The 17,428-nt window shown below is 26.4% G+C and carries 15 protein-coding genes; all 15 read right to left on the bottom strand.

Going from position 1 to position 17,428, the window contains the following annotated elements; translation table 11 throughout:
• Positions 1-46 precede the first annotated feature (46 nt).
• The 15 genes from ACYUE0_RS03330 to dxs all read right to left on the bottom strand — a co-directional run bounded on the left by ACYUE0_RS03330 (position 47) and on the right by dxs (position 16,668).
• Positions 47-1,351, bottom strand: coding sequence for a pyrimidine-nucleoside phosphorylase (locus tag ACYUE0_RS03330; protein ID WP_061994812.1), 1,305 nt, complete (start codon positions 1,349-1,351; stop codon positions 47-49).
• A gap of 268 nt (positions 1,352-1,619) precedes the next feature.
• Positions 1,620-2,435 carry a purine-nucleoside phosphorylase gene (locus ACYUE0_RS03325; protein WP_460269481.1) on the bottom strand — a complete coding sequence of 272 codons (816 nt, stop codon included), beginning with the start codon at positions 2,433-2,435 and terminating at the stop codon, positions 1,620-1,622.
• A gap of 107 nt (positions 2,436-2,542) precedes the next feature.
• On the bottom strand, positions 2,543-3,718 hold the full coding sequence (locus ACYUE0_RS03320) for a phosphopentomutase (RefSeq protein WP_460269480.1): 1,176 nt from the start codon (positions 3,716-3,718) through the stop codon (positions 2,543-2,545).
• A gap of 440 nt (positions 3,719-4,158) precedes the next feature.
• Positions 4,159-5,037, bottom strand: a complete 879-nt coding sequence (xerD, locus tag ACYUE0_RS03315; RefSeq protein WP_061994815.1) for a site-specific tyrosine recombinase XerD — start codon at positions 5,035-5,037, stop codon at positions 4,159-4,161.
• 230 nt (positions 5,038-5,267) lie between these two features.
• Complete coding sequence (locus tag ACYUE0_RS03310; RefSeq protein ID WP_061994816.1) at positions 5,268-5,492, bottom strand: hypothetical protein; 225 nt, start codon at positions 5,490-5,492, stop codon at positions 5,268-5,270.
• A 13-nt stretch (positions 5,493-5,505) separates the two neighbouring features.
• Positions 5,506-6,120 (bottom strand): stage II sporulation protein M, encoded by a 615-nt coding sequence (gene spoIIM / locus ACYUE0_RS03305; protein WP_061994817.1) that lies wholly within the window; start codon positions 6,118-6,120, stop codon positions 5,506-5,508.
• A gap of 199 nt (positions 6,121-6,319) precedes the next feature.
• Positions 6,320-6,838: an NUDIX hydrolase gene (locus ACYUE0_RS03300; protein ID WP_460269479.1), complete on the bottom strand. Its 519-nt coding sequence runs from the start codon at positions 6,836-6,838 to the stop codon at positions 6,320-6,322.
• A 195-nt stretch (positions 6,839-7,033) separates the two neighbouring features.
• On the bottom strand, positions 7,034-7,435 hold the full coding sequence (locus ACYUE0_RS03295) for a DUF3139 domain-containing protein (protein ID WP_460269478.1): 402 nt from the start codon (positions 7,433-7,435) through the stop codon (positions 7,034-7,036).
• 689 nt (positions 7,436-8,124) lie between these two features.
• Entirely contained in the window at positions 8,125-8,940 is an 816-nt protein-coding gene (spo0A, locus tag ACYUE0_RS03290; RefSeq protein WP_061994820.1) for a sporulation transcription factor Spo0A, read from the bottom strand.
• 201 nt (positions 8,941-9,141) lie between these two features.
• Positions 9,142-10,329, bottom strand: coding sequence for a SpoIVB peptidase (gene spoIVB / locus ACYUE0_RS03285; protein WP_199868899.1), 1,188 nt, complete (start codon positions 10,327-10,329; stop codon positions 9,142-9,144).
• Between the two features lie 625 nt (positions 10,330-10,954).
• Positions 10,955-12,649: a DNA repair protein RecN gene (gene recN / locus ACYUE0_RS03280; protein ID WP_061994822.1), complete on the bottom strand. Its 1,695-nt coding sequence runs from the start codon at positions 12,647-12,649 to the stop codon at positions 10,955-10,957.
• A 12-nt stretch (positions 12,650-12,661) separates the two neighbouring features.
• Entirely contained in the window at positions 12,662-13,114 is a 453-nt protein-coding gene (locus ACYUE0_RS03275; RefSeq protein ID WP_061994823.1) for an arginine repressor, read from the bottom strand.
• The gene (locus tag ACYUE0_RS03270; protein ID WP_460269477.1) at positions 13,114-13,965 is read right to left on the bottom strand and encodes an NAD(+)/NADH kinase; all 852 of its coding nucleotides are present in this window, start codon (positions 13,963-13,965) and stop codon (positions 13,114-13,116) included. The genes ACYUE0_RS03275 and ACYUE0_RS03270 overlap by 1 nt, the downstream gene beginning before the upstream one ends.
• Positions 13,962-14,786 carry a TlyA family RNA methyltransferase gene (locus ACYUE0_RS03265; protein ID WP_460269476.1) on the bottom strand — a complete coding sequence of 275 codons (825 nt, stop codon included), beginning with the start codon at positions 14,784-14,786 and terminating at the stop codon, positions 13,962-13,964. Before ACYUE0_RS03265 ends, ACYUE0_RS03270 begins: the two co-directional genes overlap by 4 nt.
• Before the next feature lie 10 nt (positions 14,787-14,796).
• Positions 14,797-16,668: a 1-deoxy-D-xylulose-5-phosphate synthase gene (gene dxs, locus ACYUE0_RS03260; protein WP_061994826.1), complete on the bottom strand. Its 1,872-nt coding sequence runs from the start codon at positions 16,666-16,668 to the stop codon at positions 14,797-14,799.
• Positions 16,669-17,428: the final 760 nt, after the last annotated feature.

Genomic DNA, 17,428 nt, shown 5'->3' with positions numbered 1-17,428 from the left:
TTTTTTTCGAACAAAAAAAAACTGGCTAAATAAGCCAGTTTAATTTTTATCTTATTATGTCGTGTACTAGTGGTATGTTATCTGTATAATTTTCAGATATTACATAGTTATCTAGTATACCTTTTTTAGCCTTTTCTATGTTATTTTCATCATTTGAATGGATATATGCTAAAACATCTCCTTTAGAAACTTTTTCTCCTCTTTTCTTATTTAACACTATTCCTACTGCTAAATCTATTTCAGATTCTTTAGTTGCTCTACCTGCTCCAAGTTCCATTGCAACTATTCCCATTTTATCTGAATGTATTTTTTCAACTACTCCATCTTCTTCACTTAAAACTTCTACAACATATTTTGCCTTTGGAAGTTTTGATGTATCATCAATAACTGAAGTGTCTCCACCTTGAGAAGCAACAAATTCTTTAAGTTTTTCTAATGCTTTTCCATTTTCTATTACTTCTTTTAACATTTTTCTAGCTTCATCTCTATCTTTAGCTTTTTCAGCTAATATAATCATTTCACTTCCTAATGTTAAGCATAATTCTTCTAAATCTTTTGGTCCATTTCCTTTTAATGTTTCTATAGCTTCTTCAACTTCTAATGCATTACCTATAGCTAATCCTAAAGGTTGATCCATATCTGATAAAACAGCTATTGTATTTCTATTAACATTTTTACCGATGCTAACCATTTCTCTTCCTAATATACGAGCATCATCTACGGTTTTCATGAATGCTCCATCTCCAACTTTAACATCTAAAACTATTGCATCAGCACCAGAAGCTATTTTCTTACTCATGATACTTGATGCTATTAAAGAAACATTATCTACAGTTGCTGTAACATCTCTTAATGCATATATCTTTTTATCAGCTGGAACTAATTGAGCTGTTTGTCCTGATACAGCTATTTTTAATCTATTTACATTATCTATGAATTTTTCTTCGCTCATTGCAACTGAAAAATTCTCAAAAGTTTCTAATTTATCAACAGTTCCACCAGTGTGGCCAAGACCTCTACCTGACATTTTAGCAACAGGTACTCCTAAAGCTGCTACCATTGGAGTTAATATTAATGTTGTAGTATCTCCAACCCCACCTGTACTATGCTTATCTACCTTTATTCCTTCTATTTTTCTTAAATCTATAACATCTCCAGAATTCACCATTGCCATAGTTAAATCTGCAGTTTCTCTATCATTCATTTTTTGAAAGTATATAGCCATTAATAATGCAGACATTTGATAATCTGGAATTGTTCCATTAGTATAGTTTTCTATTATAAAATTTATTTCTTCCGTTGAAAGTTCTTCCCCATTTTTCTTCTTTAATATTAAATCGTACATTCTCATATTTTGTTACCTCCTATTCTGCATAGTTGTGCAGAATTATTTTAACTTATTATTTTAACTTATTGTTTAAAATTAAAAATTTAATTTTAAAGGTATATTTTAATATAAATTCTACATTAAATCAATATTAATTGTATATTACATTAACAAAAAGTACATATTGTATTAATTAAATGTACATATATACTGTACAAATTACATATTTACTGTATAAAATATTATAGATGTATCACAAATAATGATACATCTATAATTTATTTTATTTATATTATAATTTTTCTATTATTGTTTTAACTAATGCAGTAAAATCTTTTTTTACTTTTGCAGAAGTTTCCATTACTTCTTCATGATTTAATGGTTGATCAAGTATTCCTGCTGCCATATTTGTTATACAAGAAATTCCTAAAACCTTTATTCCACAATGTCTAGCTGCTATAACTTCTGGAACTGTAGACATACCTACAGCGTCAGCTCCTAATATTCTAGCCATTCTAACTTCTGATGGTGTTTCATATGTTGGACCTGAGAACATCATATAAACGCCTTCTTTAAGTTTTAATCCTAAATCATTTCCAACTTTTTTAGCTATTGCTACATATTCTTTTGAATAAGCTTCAGACATATCTGGGAATCTTACACCTATTTCTTCATCATTTTCTCCTATTAGTGGGTTATTACCACAGAAGTTTATATGATCTTTTATTATCATTAAGTCTCCTGGTATAAACTCAGTATTTACTCCACCAGCTGCATTTGTAACCATAAGAGTCTTTACACCTAAACTTTTCATAACATATATTGGTAATGATAATAATTGTATATCATACCCTTCGTAAAAATGGAATCTTCCTTGCATCATTATTACATTTTTTCCATTAAGCTTTCCAACTACAAATTGACCCTTATGACCTTGAACAGTTGATACTGGAAAGTTTGGTATTTCATTATATTTTATTACTACTTTTTCTTCTATATTATCAGCCATATCCCCTAAACCAGATCCTAATATTACACCTATTTCTGGTTTAAAGTTTAGTTTACTTTCTATGTATTTAACACTTTCTGTAACTATTTTCATATTCATAGCAGGTTCCTCCTAAATGACGTATTTATCTTAAAAAATTTTCTATTTTAATATCTAGTTATTACTTCTTCTTTTTTACTAACTCTATTTTTAATTTACACTTGAATTTATTTTATTATTTGATTTTTGAAACTTTCTCCATTTAAAGAGTTTTCTATATCTAATAAATCTAATATTGTCTTTCCTATATCACAAAAACTATTTCTTATTTGTAAATTAATATTATTTTTTAGATTTTTTCCATAAACTAATAATGGAGTGTATTCTCTAGAGTGATCTGTACTTTCATCTGTTGGATCACATCCATGATCTGCCGTTAATATAAGCACATCATCTTCTCCTAAAGCTTCCATTATTTCTGGTAGTCTTTTATCAAATTCCATTAAAGCATCTGCATATCCTTTTGGATCACTTCTATGACCATATTTCATATCAAAATCAACTAGATTTGTAAAAATTAATCCTTCTTTATCAGTTTTTAAGTATTCTAAAGTTTTATCTACTCCATCCATATTATCTTTTGTATGAATAGCATCTGTAATACCTTTTTTATTAAATATATCTTCTATTTTTCCAACAGCCATTACAGATTTATTGTTTTCTTTAATATAATCTAACATAGTTTTTCCAAATGGATCAACTGCATAGTCATGTCTATTTGAAGTTCTTTTAAAGTCACCTTTTTTACTTCCTAAAAATGGTCTTGCTATAACTCTACCTACCATCTTGTCACCAACTAGCATTTCTCTTGCTATTTCACACATTTTATAAAGTTCTTCTAGTGGTATTATTTCTTCATGTGCAGCAATTTGGAAAACACTATCTGCTGAAGTATAAACTATTGGGTAGCCAGTTCTCATATGTTCCTCACCTAATTCATCTATGATAACTGTACCTGAAGCTACTGTATTTCCTAATATTTTCCTTCCGATTTTGCTCTCAAATTCATCTATAATTTCTTTTGGAAATCCTTGTGGATAAGTTTTTAATGGTTGAGTTAATACCAAACCACTAAGTTCCCAATGACCTGTTACAGTATCTTTTCCTTTTGAAAGCTCCATAGCTTTTCCATAGTTTGCCATAGGGTTTTCTAATGAATCAACATTTTTAATTTCTATTATATTACCTATTCCTAATTTTTGAAGATTAGGTAATGAAAATCCTTCTACTACTTTTGATATATTTCCTAGTGTATTAGTTCCAACATCTCCATATTCTTTAGCATCTGGAAGTTCTCCTACTCCTACACTATCCAATACAATTAGTGTAACTTTTTTTGTCATTTTTTTAGCTCCTTTCTAGATTTCTAGTTTTTATTTTTATCCTGTTTTTAAATTATTGTATTTCAATTCTATATAAATATTATAATCGAAAAATTTTAATTAGAATAGATTCTATAGTAATTAGAACAAGATATTACTATTTTAATATAAATATCATAAAATTTAAATAAAAAATCTTAACAACTTAGTAAATTTAAAGGTTTATTATAATTTTTAATAAAATTATAGGTTCTATATTAAATTATTTTTACCTATTATAAGTTTTATATAATACTTTTCAATTTAAAAAACTACAACTTTTATTTATTTTTTACAAATATCATATTATGTTAATTATTAATATAACGTTTTAATTAAGGTTTTTCAAGTAAAATTCATTAACAGTTGGTTATATATTTAAATTTTAATATATACGCTAAATTCAAACCTTATTTTATATATCAAGCTCTTGGATGTGCCTTTTTGTAGATTTCTTCTATTTTATTTTTTTGAGATATGAATGTATATATTTGTGTAGCACCAATACTGCTATGTCCAAGTAATTCTTGAACAGATTTTATATCTGCTCCATTTTGTATAAGATGAACTGCAAAAGAATGTCTTAAGGTATTAGCATTTATATACTTATTTATGTTTGCTTCTTTAGCATAAATTTTTATTATTTTCCAAAATCCTTGACGTGTCATCTTTGTACCTTTTGTATTTAAAAATAGGGTTTCCAGATGGTCTATATTAAAATTATCTCTTACTTTTAAATATTCTTTTAATGCTTTAACTGCAGCTCTACCTAATGGAATTATTCTTTCATTTCCATTCTTTCTTTTAACTTTAATATATTCCATTTCTAAATTTTTATCAAAAACAGTTAGATTTAAAATTTCACTTACTTTCATGCCAGTTGCATACATTATTTCCAACATAGCTTTGTCTCTAATTCCCTTATCAGTAGTTGTATCTGGTTGTTCCAAAAAACTATCTACTTCTTCAACTGTTAAAATTTTAGGAATCTCTTTAACTTTTTTGGGAATATCATAAGCTAAAGTTGGATCCTCTTCAACAAATTTATTTATAATAAGATATTTATAAAAATTTCTTATTGAAATTATATTTCTTATTACTGAAGTGTTAGCTTTACCTTCCCTTTGCAATTTTTCAGCATAAATCATTATAGTATCTGTATGTATTGAATTTAAATTTTCCTCTCTACTTTTTAAAAATTTAATAAAATTAGAAATATCTCTAGTATATGCCTCTATTGTGTTCTGTGATAAATTTTTTGAGTGTAAATTTTGAATATATTTTTTTAATAATTTTTCCATAATAATACCTCACTGTACACAAAAATGCCCTAATGGGCATTTAAAATAATCATATTTATATAATGAAACTTCAACTTATTACAACTCATAAAAACATTTTAATATAAATGTAGCTTTTTGAGCATGCACTCACTCTTATATTATTTAAAGTTTACGATATATAAATTAAAGAATAATTTTGAAATCCTATAGGGAAATAAGTTCCAATTTTAATTTAGACATTTATACATTTAAAAGCCTACAAAGTTCTTAAATATATAAATGTAATTATATAGTACTTCCAATGGTTTATCAACATTTCTACCAACTAAAATACTATTCTCATATACTCTCGTATTTTTAGTAAAAAAATATATAGTTGTTTCTAATACATTTGGTAATATTATTCCCATAAAAATTAAAATCCCTAAAGTTTTTAGATATAATAGTAAAAATTTTTTAACTTCGCAACTCATAACTGCTCCTTTATTATACTATAAATCTTATTATAATTGGATTAAGTACACTTTCAACTCCTGAACCTATTATAATTACAATAGTTAACATAATAAAATTTTTTATATATTCTTTAGTTGCAAATGGATTAGTTGAATTTCTTTTTAATTTTATTAAATTTACCGAATATTTTATAGCTAAAACAGAGGCTATTACTATGCATGGTATATATATTAAGTTTTGTGGCAATACAGAAAATATTCCTAACAAAGCACCTTTATTCGCAAATTTTGAAATAAAAAAGCTAAAAGAAAACCCTAAAGTAAATCCCTTTATTATGTTTAAAATTAAAATTACAGGTACACCTACAATAGTAATTCCTAAAATACCATAAGCTAAAATAAATAATCCATTATTTTTAATAGCTTGTACAAATATAGCTTTGCTATTTATGCCTTCTCCTGCTACAGATTGTAATATAATGTTAATATAATTGACCATAGTGTCGTTTTCAGCTGGTGTTAAATACTTTACACAACATATCCCCAAAATTATTCCTACACAAATACAAACTGTAGCAATAAAATAAATTAGTGCATTATCATTTATATTTTTTAAAATTTTTTCTGATATTATATTTTTACTCATTTTTACCTCCTAAGTTTTTTTATTTATTGTATAATTTATGTTTTCTAATTCTTTATATCTATAAATATGAATTAATCTTTTATTATATGATTATTTTCTAAATGTGTTACTAATTTAATATACTAAAAAAAGATTGAATTATGATAAAAATCATATTTCAATCTTTTTAAATTATTTATAAGCATTTAAATTTTATTTATTATAAAAAGCCTAATGCAGCTATGGTTTTTCCATCTATCACTTCACCATTTTTTATTTTTTCCTTTAATTTATCTATAGTTATTTCTTTTACATCTATAAACTCATCCTCATCCCCACCTATAGTTCCATCGTATAAATCTGTTGCTTTATATATATAAATAATCTCATCACTAAATCCAGGAGTAGTTGCTATTTTCCCTAAGAACTTTAAATTTTCAGCTTTATATCCTGTTTCTTCTTCTAACTCTCTTTGAGCACATATGACAGGCTCTTCTCCAATTTCTAACTTCCCTGCTGGAATTTCTAATATAGTTTCATTTAAAGGTTTTCTAAATTGACTAACTAAAAGGATAGTATTTTCATCCTTAAATGCTAAAATAGCCACAGCCCCTCTATGTTCAACTATTTCCCTTTTACTTGTCTTTCCATTTGGAAGTTTTACTTCTTCTATTTTTAAATTTAATATTTTTCCTTTGTGTATATAATTAGTACTTATTGTCTCTTCATAAAATTTCATAATATCCTCCAAAATATTTTATTTTAAATATTAAACAAAAAATTTTTTTAAATTAATATTCTATTATTTTATTATTAAACATTTACTATTTCAATATCCTTTATCTTAATACTTAAAACAATATATAATGACTTATATCTCTATATCATTCATTATATATTGTTTTTTATCCACGTTAATTTATAATCTTTAATATTAATCTTTTAATGGTGGATATTTTAAACTTTCTAAATCTGAACTGTCTAAATAATTTCCACCCCACGTTTTTTCTTTTATCCACTGTGCATTCATTCTTGAAGCTGCGAATCTAATACTTTTATCATTATAATAATGATATTCATAATATATATCTGGATCTTCACCCTTAACAGCTACATCATAAATGTATCCACCACATTTCCAATCTCTAATAAAATCTTCAACCACAATATCATTTCTTGATATACCCTGTCTATCCATATAATCAAAAATGGTTTTCTTAGCAATATATCTGCTTGTAAATATCCATATTGCAATAAAAATTATTATTAATAAGAATATAATAATCTTCTTTTTTCTAAAACTGAGTTTATTATAAGATTCAAACCCATCTTGCATAATACTTCCTAAATTACCCCTTCGTTGTGTAATATACTAATACTCCCTTATATTGTTTTATTAATATTAAATATAATCATTAGTCTTCATATGTTTATAATCATATAATAGCTATATTAATCAAAATACATCAATTTCAGACTCTTTACAACTTTATTGAAGTCTACATCCTTAATTTCGTTTTTAAGCTTCCTGACGCATTTAAACTACTTTAATAGCTTACTAGAATTTATTTTAATTATAACTTTATTATATAATTATTAAAATATACTTTTATGTTATTTAAATATCTACTTAAAATTAAAACTAATATATATTTTATAACTTTTTTATTTTCAACTCTCAAATAGACATTAATATAGGGAAACAAGCTCCAATTTAAATTTATTCAACAACCTTAAAATATTTTTACACAAGATGTAGTGTTGAATTCTAAGTGATTCGGAGCATGTCTCACTATTTTAAGTATCCAAGTTTTGGAATGAACAACTTTAAGAGTCAACTTAGAAGCCTATATAATCACTCTTGTACTACTTAATTCATTTTTCCCAAATTATAATATTTCTTTTAATTTTTTACATGAAAAAGGCACACATTTAATCAAATATAATATAAATATTTAATAAAACATATACCTTTTCTTAACTTACACTTATTATTTTAAAATTATAAATTTCTCAAAATATCTGTTAGCTAACTCTATTTTTTAATCTTAATTTATCTGCAACCATAGCTATGAATTCACTATTAGTTGGCTTACCTTTATCATTATGAATAGTATACCCAAATAATTTATTAATTGTGTCTACTTGTCCTCTGCTCCAAGCTACTTCTATAGCATGTCTTATAGCTCTCTCAACCCTACTTGCAGTAGTATTGTACTTTTTAGCTATAGTTGGATATAATTCTTTTGTTACTGCTGATAAAAATTCTATGTCATTTACAACTAATGTTATAGCTTCTCTTAAATACATATACCCTTTAATATGTGCTGGTACACCTATTTCATGAATTATATTAGTTATTTCTGTCTCTAAATTTATTGGTCCACTTTCAGCTGTTTTTGATATTGTTGGTACTTCTGATACAACTATTGGTTTCTTATTTTCATCACCTGTTATTGTGTTATTAAACATTTGTCTAATTCTTTTTGTAAATACATCCATATCAAATGGCTTAACCACATAATAATCTGCACCTAAAGTTATTGCTCTTTGAGTTATTTTATCTTGACCTACTGCAGATAAAACAATTATTCTTGGCATAGGATCTAAGTTCATACTGTTTAATTTTTCAAGTACACCTAATCCATCTAAATGTGGCATTATTATATCTAAAACTACTAAATCTGGTTTTTTCTCTTCTATGAATTTTAATGCCTCTATACCATCTTTCGCTATAGCAACCACATTAATATCTTTTTGACTTAGTAAGTAGTCATTAAGAATATTACAAAATTCCTTATTATCATCTGCGATAAGTACACTGATACTATTTTGTTCCATATTATATACTCCCCTTTTCCTACTAATTACCATTTTCTAACAATCTATATTTTCGACAAAAGAAATATAATTCCTTCTTTTAAATTAAAAAAAAATGAATTTTGTAATTATTTTACACTTTTTCAAATTTAAAATTAAAATAATAAAATGCATAAGAACCCTCTCTTATACATTTTATTATTTTTCTTTGAAAAAATCTATCTATTTTGATAAAATATCTGAATCCTTTAGCATCCAGTCAATATATATACCATAACCAGTGTCTGGCTTGTTAATTAAAACATGTGTTACAGCACCAATTATTTTACCATTTTGTATAATTGGGCTACCACTCATACCCTGAACTATACCACCAACTTTGCTTAAAAATTCTTCATCAGTGATTTTAATTACCATACTTTTAGATCCTGGTTCATTCTGTGGTAGTAATTTTTCAATTTCTATATCATAAAATTTAGGTTCATTTCCTTCAATTGTAGTTAATATTTGTGCTTTTCCAAGCTTTATCTCATCTCTTGAAGCTATTGGTAGTGGATTATTATAAACTCCATTTAATAATGAATTATTACCTTTACCAAATATTCCACATTCTGTATTATATTCTATATTACCTAAACTACTATTTTCATCTGTAAAAATTCCTCTTAATTCTCCTGGATTTCCTCTTTCTCCTTTTCTTACTGAAACTATGTTAGATGAAATTATTTCTCCATTTGATATAGACATAATATTTCCTGTGTCTACATCTGTTATTGGGTGTCCTAATGCTCCAAATCTTTTGCTTTTTTCATCATAAAAAGTTAATGTTCCAACACCAGCTGTGGAATCTCTTACCCAAAGTCCTATTTTATATTTGTCATCATCTAAGCATTTAACTGGTTTTAACTTAACATCCATAGTACTTTTTTCTCTTTTAATAGTAATTAAAATTTCTTCGCCATTACATCTATTTACAAAAGTTGCTACATCTTCTGAGCTATTTATTTCTTCATTATTAATTTTCAATATACTATCGCCAATTTCTATTCCAGCTTTAGCTCCTGGACTAATTAAGCCATTATTGGTTTGTATATCAGATAATGCTATTACTAAAGCTCCTTTAGTATTTAACTTTATTCCTAAAGGTTGCCCACCTGGATATAATTTAACTTCGGAAGCTTTAGCATATAAACTTTTATTTAATTGTATCGAATCTTTATTTATATTACTTACGCTAACATCTAAATTTTCAGTTTTAAGTATTCCTTCATTATAGCTATACGAATTATCTTTATTTAATTTAAAAGCCAATTCAATGTTTTTACCTAAATTTCCCGAACTAAAAATTATAGTAAAAAATATTATACTTGATATAAATAAAGATAATATATTATTTCTATTTTTTTTCATAATGCTATGCCTCCTTTTAACTTTGTATTTTTAAATTTCCCAAGTTCTAAATTTATTATGTTGATATTATATTTCTTTAAAAGTTAAAATCATAAGATGTTACTATTATTTAGATAAATTTTTAGTATAAGTTTGGAACATAAAAACCTTGTAACAATAAATATATTTAGGTTTTAAACTGTACTAACTATTAATACCTTTTTTATTGTATTAAAATTTCCTTGTATACAACTTTTATTTATATAATTTTTTATATTACAAATGATATAAAATTTCAATTTATTTATAATATATCTCCTAATATATATTGTATGCTTAATTTATAAATAACTATTGTTATTTTTGTAAATTAATTTTATTTTTTAACATTTATGTATGTTATTATAGTAATACAAATTTAAATTTAAATTATACATAAAAACTTTAATTTAAAATGAGAACAAAAACTTATTATATAATGATGTAAACTAAACTTCACTTAATAACTTAATTTTTTATATATATGAATAGATAAAATTTTTTTACTTTTTTAAAATTACATTTTATAGATAATTTTTAATTTATATAATAAAAAAACCATATGAAAATAAAATTTCAATCTTATTTTCATACAGTTTTTTTGTTTTTATACTATATTACGTTTTAATATATTAGCCATTTCTATCATTTCCTCTGAGTTATCTAGTGTTAACTTAGTTACTTCACTTCCACCTATCATTCTAGCTATCTCATATTTCTTCTCATTCTTATCCATTTTTCTTACTTTTGTAAAAGTTTTATCATTTGTGGATTCTTTTGCTATTAAGTAATTATAATCTGCCATGCTAGCTATTTGTGGTAAATGAGTTACACATAACACTTGGTGATTTTTTGATATTAAATACATTTTTTCACCAACTCTTTGAGCTATTCTTCCACTTATTCCAGTATCAATTTCATCAAATATAACAGTTGGAATTTCATCTTTGTCCACAAATACCGTTTTAAGTGCTAGCATTATTCTTGAAAGCTCCCCACCTGAAACTATCTCTTCTAACGGTTGAAGTGGTTGTCCAGGGTTTGTTGATATATTAAATTGAACTTTATCCATACCATTAGAATAAATATTTTCTGTAAGCTCTATATTTATTTTAAACGTACTCTTATTAAGTCCTATGTAGTCCAATTCATTCTTTACTTTTTTTTCAAGTTCTTCCCCTATTAAAACTCTAATATTATGAATTTCCACTGCTTTTTCGCCCATTTTTTTTTCCAATTCAGTTTTTTCTTTTTCAAGCTTTTTTATTATTTCACCAAAATTTAAAAGTTCATCATAACGAATTTCTAAATTTTTTTTATAATTTAATATTTCTTCTATTGTTTCCCCATACTTTTTTTTAGCTATACTTAATTGATACATTCTTCCATTAACAAATTCTAATTCTTTTTCATCATAATATATATTATCTTTTATAGTTCTTATATCATCGATATTTTCTTCTATGATATAATAACAACTTTCTAGTGCAGATACTATTTTTTTTATTTCAGATTTATTATTTTCTATAGTTTTTAATTCCCTAATAACATATGATAATCCATCTACAGTAGAATAACCTTCTTCTCCACTGTTTCTTAACATACTATATGAAAGTAATAAACTTTTTTCTATTTTTTCTGCATTAGATAACATTGAAAAACTTTCTTCTAATTCTTTATCTTCACCTATTTTAGGATTTATATTTGATATTTCATCAATTTGAAATTTTATAAAATCCATATTCTTTTCTCTATCGTTGTTATTTCCTTTTAATTCTTTTATTTTTGATTCTATTAAAGATAATCTTTCATACAATTTTCTATATTCGTCCAATAGAATTGTTATATTTTCACTTCCAAAAGCATCTACATAAATTATATGGTTAGAATTATCTAAAAGATTTTGATTTTCATGTTGACCATGTATATCTAATATCGATTCACTAATAAGCTTAATTTTTGATAAAATTAAAGTTTTGCCATTAGCTTTAGCTATAGTTTTACCAGTGTTAAAACTTTCTCTTGTTAGCACTATTACATCATCATAATCTACTTCTAACATATTTAGTGTAGATTTTATTTTTTCATTGTCTATTGTAAATATTGCTTCAACTACAGTTTTTTCTTCCCCAACTCTTATAAGATTTTTATTAAATTTCCCACCTAAAACAAAATTAATAGCATCTATCAATATAGATTTTCCAGCTCCTGTCTCACCTGACAAGACGTTGAATCCATTTTCAAAATCAATAGAAAGCTCTTCTATTAATGCAAAGTTCTTAATATTTAATTGTAACAACATAATACATCAACCCTATCTATGAATCAATTTCTGTATTCTATCAAATATTTCATGTGATTTTTCATCACTTCTAGTTATAACAAGGACTGTATCATCTCCTGCTATTGTACCTGCAACACCATCAAATGCAAAAGAATCCAAAGCATCTGCTACTAACCCCGCTGATGCGGTTATTGTCCTTACAACTAAAAACTTATCTATCTTTTCAACTGAAGTTGCAGTTTTAGAAAACATATTAGCCATTGCATTAGGGTTATATCCTGTCACTTTACTAGACGCTGCATATTTATATTTTCCATCATGTGATAAGATTTTTATAAGATTTAATTCTTTTATATCTCTTGAAACTGTAGCTTGAGTTACATTGATACCATCATTTCTCAGTTCTTCTGCCAATTCTTCCTGTGTTTCAATATCTTTACTTTTTATTATTTCATAAATTTTATTATGCCTTAAACTCTTCACTAATTATCACCTTCACATTGTATTGATCTTGAAATTATTTTTGTTCTTAATAAGTCAAAATAATTATAGTCATCAAAATTTATTAAGTTGCATTTTCTTGCCATTTTTTCTATATGAATTTCTTCTTTGTCTTTTAATTCTATTACTGATTGACCATCTATACATAAGTATGAACCACAGTCCTGGGAATTAATAGTTATTGATATTTTATTATTAGAATCTAATATTATAGTTTTGCTTCCTATAGAAATGGGGCATATAGGCGTAACTCCTATAACCTCTAATGTTGGATATATAATTGGTCCACCTGCTGACAATGCATATGCTGTGGATCCTGTTGGAGTAGAAATTATAAGCCCATCAGCCTTATAATTTATATAAAAGCTTCCATCTATATATATATCATAATTTATAACACGAGAAAAGCTTCCTTTAGAAATAACTATTTCATTTAGAGCCGAATAATAATATTTCTCATTTCTTTCTGGTAATGAACACTTTATCATCATACGTTTGTTTATTGTATATTCATTAGACTTTATACGCTTAATTCCACTTTCTAATCGAGAAAGCTCTATACTTGTTAAAAATCCTAAATGACCTATATTAACAGCTAATATTGGCGTTTCAAATTTTTCTACTGCTCTTGCTGCTCTTAAAATAGTGCCATCTCCACCTAAAGCTATCAGAAAATCTAATTTTTCACCTTTTTCACTGTCCAAGTTTAAGGAATCATAAAATTTATATATGTTACACTGTTTAAAATATTTTTTTACTATTTTTTCTACTTCTATTACTATTGTGCCTTTACTATCCTTTTTAGAATTAATATTTATCCCTATATTCTTCATACTTCCTCCATTGATAAACTGGAATGAGATATTTTAGCTATTTTTTCTATTTCATCCACTGAGAATATATTATTTGTATTTATAGACTTGGAAAAATACACTAAATATTCTATATTACCGTTAGGTCCCTTAATAGGAGAATAATCTAAACCTATTACAGTTAGTCCAATTGATTCTATAAATTTAACAATTCTAAATATAACTTCTATATGATCTGTAACCTTTTTAACTACTCCTTTTTTATTAACTTTTCCTCTACCAACTTCAAATTGTGGTTTTATAAGCGCTATAATTTTACCATTATCATTTAAAAGATTTGCTACTGATGGAATTATTTTTTTCAATGATATAAATGAAACATCTATTGAAGCAAAATCAGAAAGCTCTTCAAAATCCTCTGAAGTCAAATATCTTGCATTTACACCTTCCATAGATATGACTCTATTATCTGCCTTTAATTCCTTTACAAGCTGATCATGCCCCACATCTATAGAATACACTTTAGTAGCGCCTTCTTCTAACATACAATGTGTAAAGCCCCCTGTAGATGCTCCAATATCTAAGCAAATTTTATCTTTTAAATCTATATTAAAATTTTTTATAGCTTTTTCTAATTTCAATCCACCCCTACTAACATAAGGTATTGTTTCACCTCTAAGTTCTATTTGTGAATCTTTATGAATTTTTTTACCACACTTAATTTCTTTTAATCCATTTACATAAATCTTGCCTTCATTTATATATTCTTTTGCTTTTTCTCTTGAAGATGCAATTTCTTTATTATGCACTAAAATATCTAGTCTAATTAAGTTCTCGTTCATGCCTACTCCTTTATAATGCACTAATAATACTGTTGTAAATTCCTTTTGGATCTAATCCATAAGTCTTATATAACATATCAACGGATCCATGAGGTATAAATTCGTCATCAAATCCTAAGTTAATAACTTTAGTGCTATTATAATTCTTTTTATTTATATATTGTAATACTAAATCTCCTAGACCACCATTTATTATATTATCCTCTACAGTAACTACCATATTGATTCCATCGTTTATAAGTTTATCAATTAAGTTAGTATCTATTGGTTTTATAAAACATGAATTAATTACAGTACAATCTATATTATTTTGAAGCAACTGCTCTTTAGCTATAATTGCATGTTGTACCATTTTTCCTGTGGCCAGAATCGCTATTTTACCTTTTATTCCCTGTAGTACTTCCCATTTACCTTTTTCCATATTTTTTATAGGTGACAGATGTACATTAGCCATATCTCCACCTCTCGGGTATCTTATAGCAACTGGATAATTTGCAGTAACAGCAAAGTTTAACATTACGTTCAATTCGTCTACACATTTAGGACTTACTATCGTCATATTAGGTATATGTGATAAATATGATAAATCAAATATTCCTTGATGTGTTTCACCATCTTGACCTACAATTCCTGCTCTGTCTATAGCAAAAACCACAGGTAAATTTTGTAGCGCTACATCATGTAATACTTGGTCATATCCTCTTTGTAAAAAAGTTGAATATACCGCAAAAACAGGTTTTAATCCTGAAACTGCCATTCCTGCTGCCATAGTTACAGCGTGTTGCTCTGCTATCCCTACATCAAAAAATCTTTGTGGAAATTGTTTAGCAAAACCACCAAGCCCTGTACCTTCAGGCATCGCTGCTGTTATAGCTACTACATCTGGATTATCCTTAGCTATATTTATCATTTCATCCCCAAAAGCTGCTGAATAACTCTTGCCACTGCTTCCATTAATTTTTCCATTACAAGAATTAAATGGTCCTACTCCATGAAATTTATGAGGTGCTTTTTCAGCAAAAGGATATCCTTTTCCTTTTTTAGTTATTGTATGTATAATTACTGGTCCATTAAAATTCTTAGCCATTTTTAGAACTTTACTCATTTCCTTTATATTATGGCCGTCTATAGGTCCTAAATATTTAATACCCATATCTTCAAAAAACATTCCTGGTACAAAGATTTGTTTTATACCACCTTTTATTTTATGTATTGAATTTACCATTCCTTTTCCCACAGTAGGTATTTTCTCTAACTTAGTTGTAACCCCAGTTTTTAATTTATTGTAACCACTATCTAATCTTATTTCACTTAAATATGATGAAACTCCCCCTACATTTTTTGAGATTGACATTTCATTATCATTTAATATTATTATTAATTTACTTTTATTATCACCAACATCATTTAATGCTTCCATAGCCATTCCACCAGTTAAAGCACCATCACCTATAACAGCTATTATGCTACTATCTTGTTTCTTCAAGTCTCTAGCTCTTGCCATTCCTAATGCTGCTGAAATTGATGTACTACTATGTCCTGTATTAAAAAAATCATATTGGCTTTCATCTCTTTTAGGAAATCCACTTAATCCATCAAATTGCCTTAAGGTACCAAACATTTCTTTTCTTCCAGTTAACACCTTATGTACATAACTTTGATGACCTACATCCCAAACTATTTTATCTTTATTAAAATCGAATACATTAAATAGGCTAATTGTTAATTCAACTATACCTAAATTTGAAGCTAAATGTCCGCCAGTTACTGAAACTTTTTCTATAAGAAATTGTCTTATTTCACTTGCAAATTCATTTAGCTCATTTAAATCCATATATCTTATACTATTAAAATCACTATAATTATCTAAGTACTTTGTCATTTTCATTATCCTCTTTTTACAAAATATATTATTTTCGTAACCGTAAAAATTATATCATATTTTACAAAATAGCAAAATTACTCTTCTATAAAATTACATCATAATATTATAAATAATTAAAGATTCAATACTTCTTTTAGTATATTGACTTTTCCCCTTAAAATTTATTTCTATCGTTTAATTTTTATAATTACTGTTCAATTTATTACAGAGTTCCAAGTTAAATTTAAAAATTATTAATTAGAAACCCTAGCTACTCAAAAGAGTGATGACAGGCTTATAATTCCTTTAATTAAGTAAATTCACAAATTAAAGTTTCAGCTTGTTTCACTATATTAATAAAAGGTGGTGATATACTAAGTAAAATTTGCGGCTTAGGTCTAGTAGGATTTCCCATAGAATAACTAAATTGTCGCCATTCTAGCAGTTTCCTTTTAATATTCTATCTATACTGTCGCCATATATAGGACTAGATTACCACTTAGTCCACACTACAATCCCTAACATATCTTAAAAATAAACAGTCTAGGAGATTTCCTCAACAGTTAGGTACCTTTTTATCCTCTTTTGCAACATAGGTTTCAGTAAGCAATAATCCTAATACCTTGGCCTAGATATTAGGATTTGATCCTACCTCCACCTATATCACTCAAGGCAAGCTACTCTGCACATAGCTCAGTTTACCACAATGCAGGTTTAATCCATTGCCGTACTTTGGATATCTCTCCCAAAGCACATACAATGGTCTCCACGAATGTAG

It is taken from the genome of Clostridium sp. CTA-19 (assembly GCF_054767855.1).
Note: the sequence above shows the minus strand (reverse complement) of the source record. Positions and strands in the feature narration are given on the sequence as shown.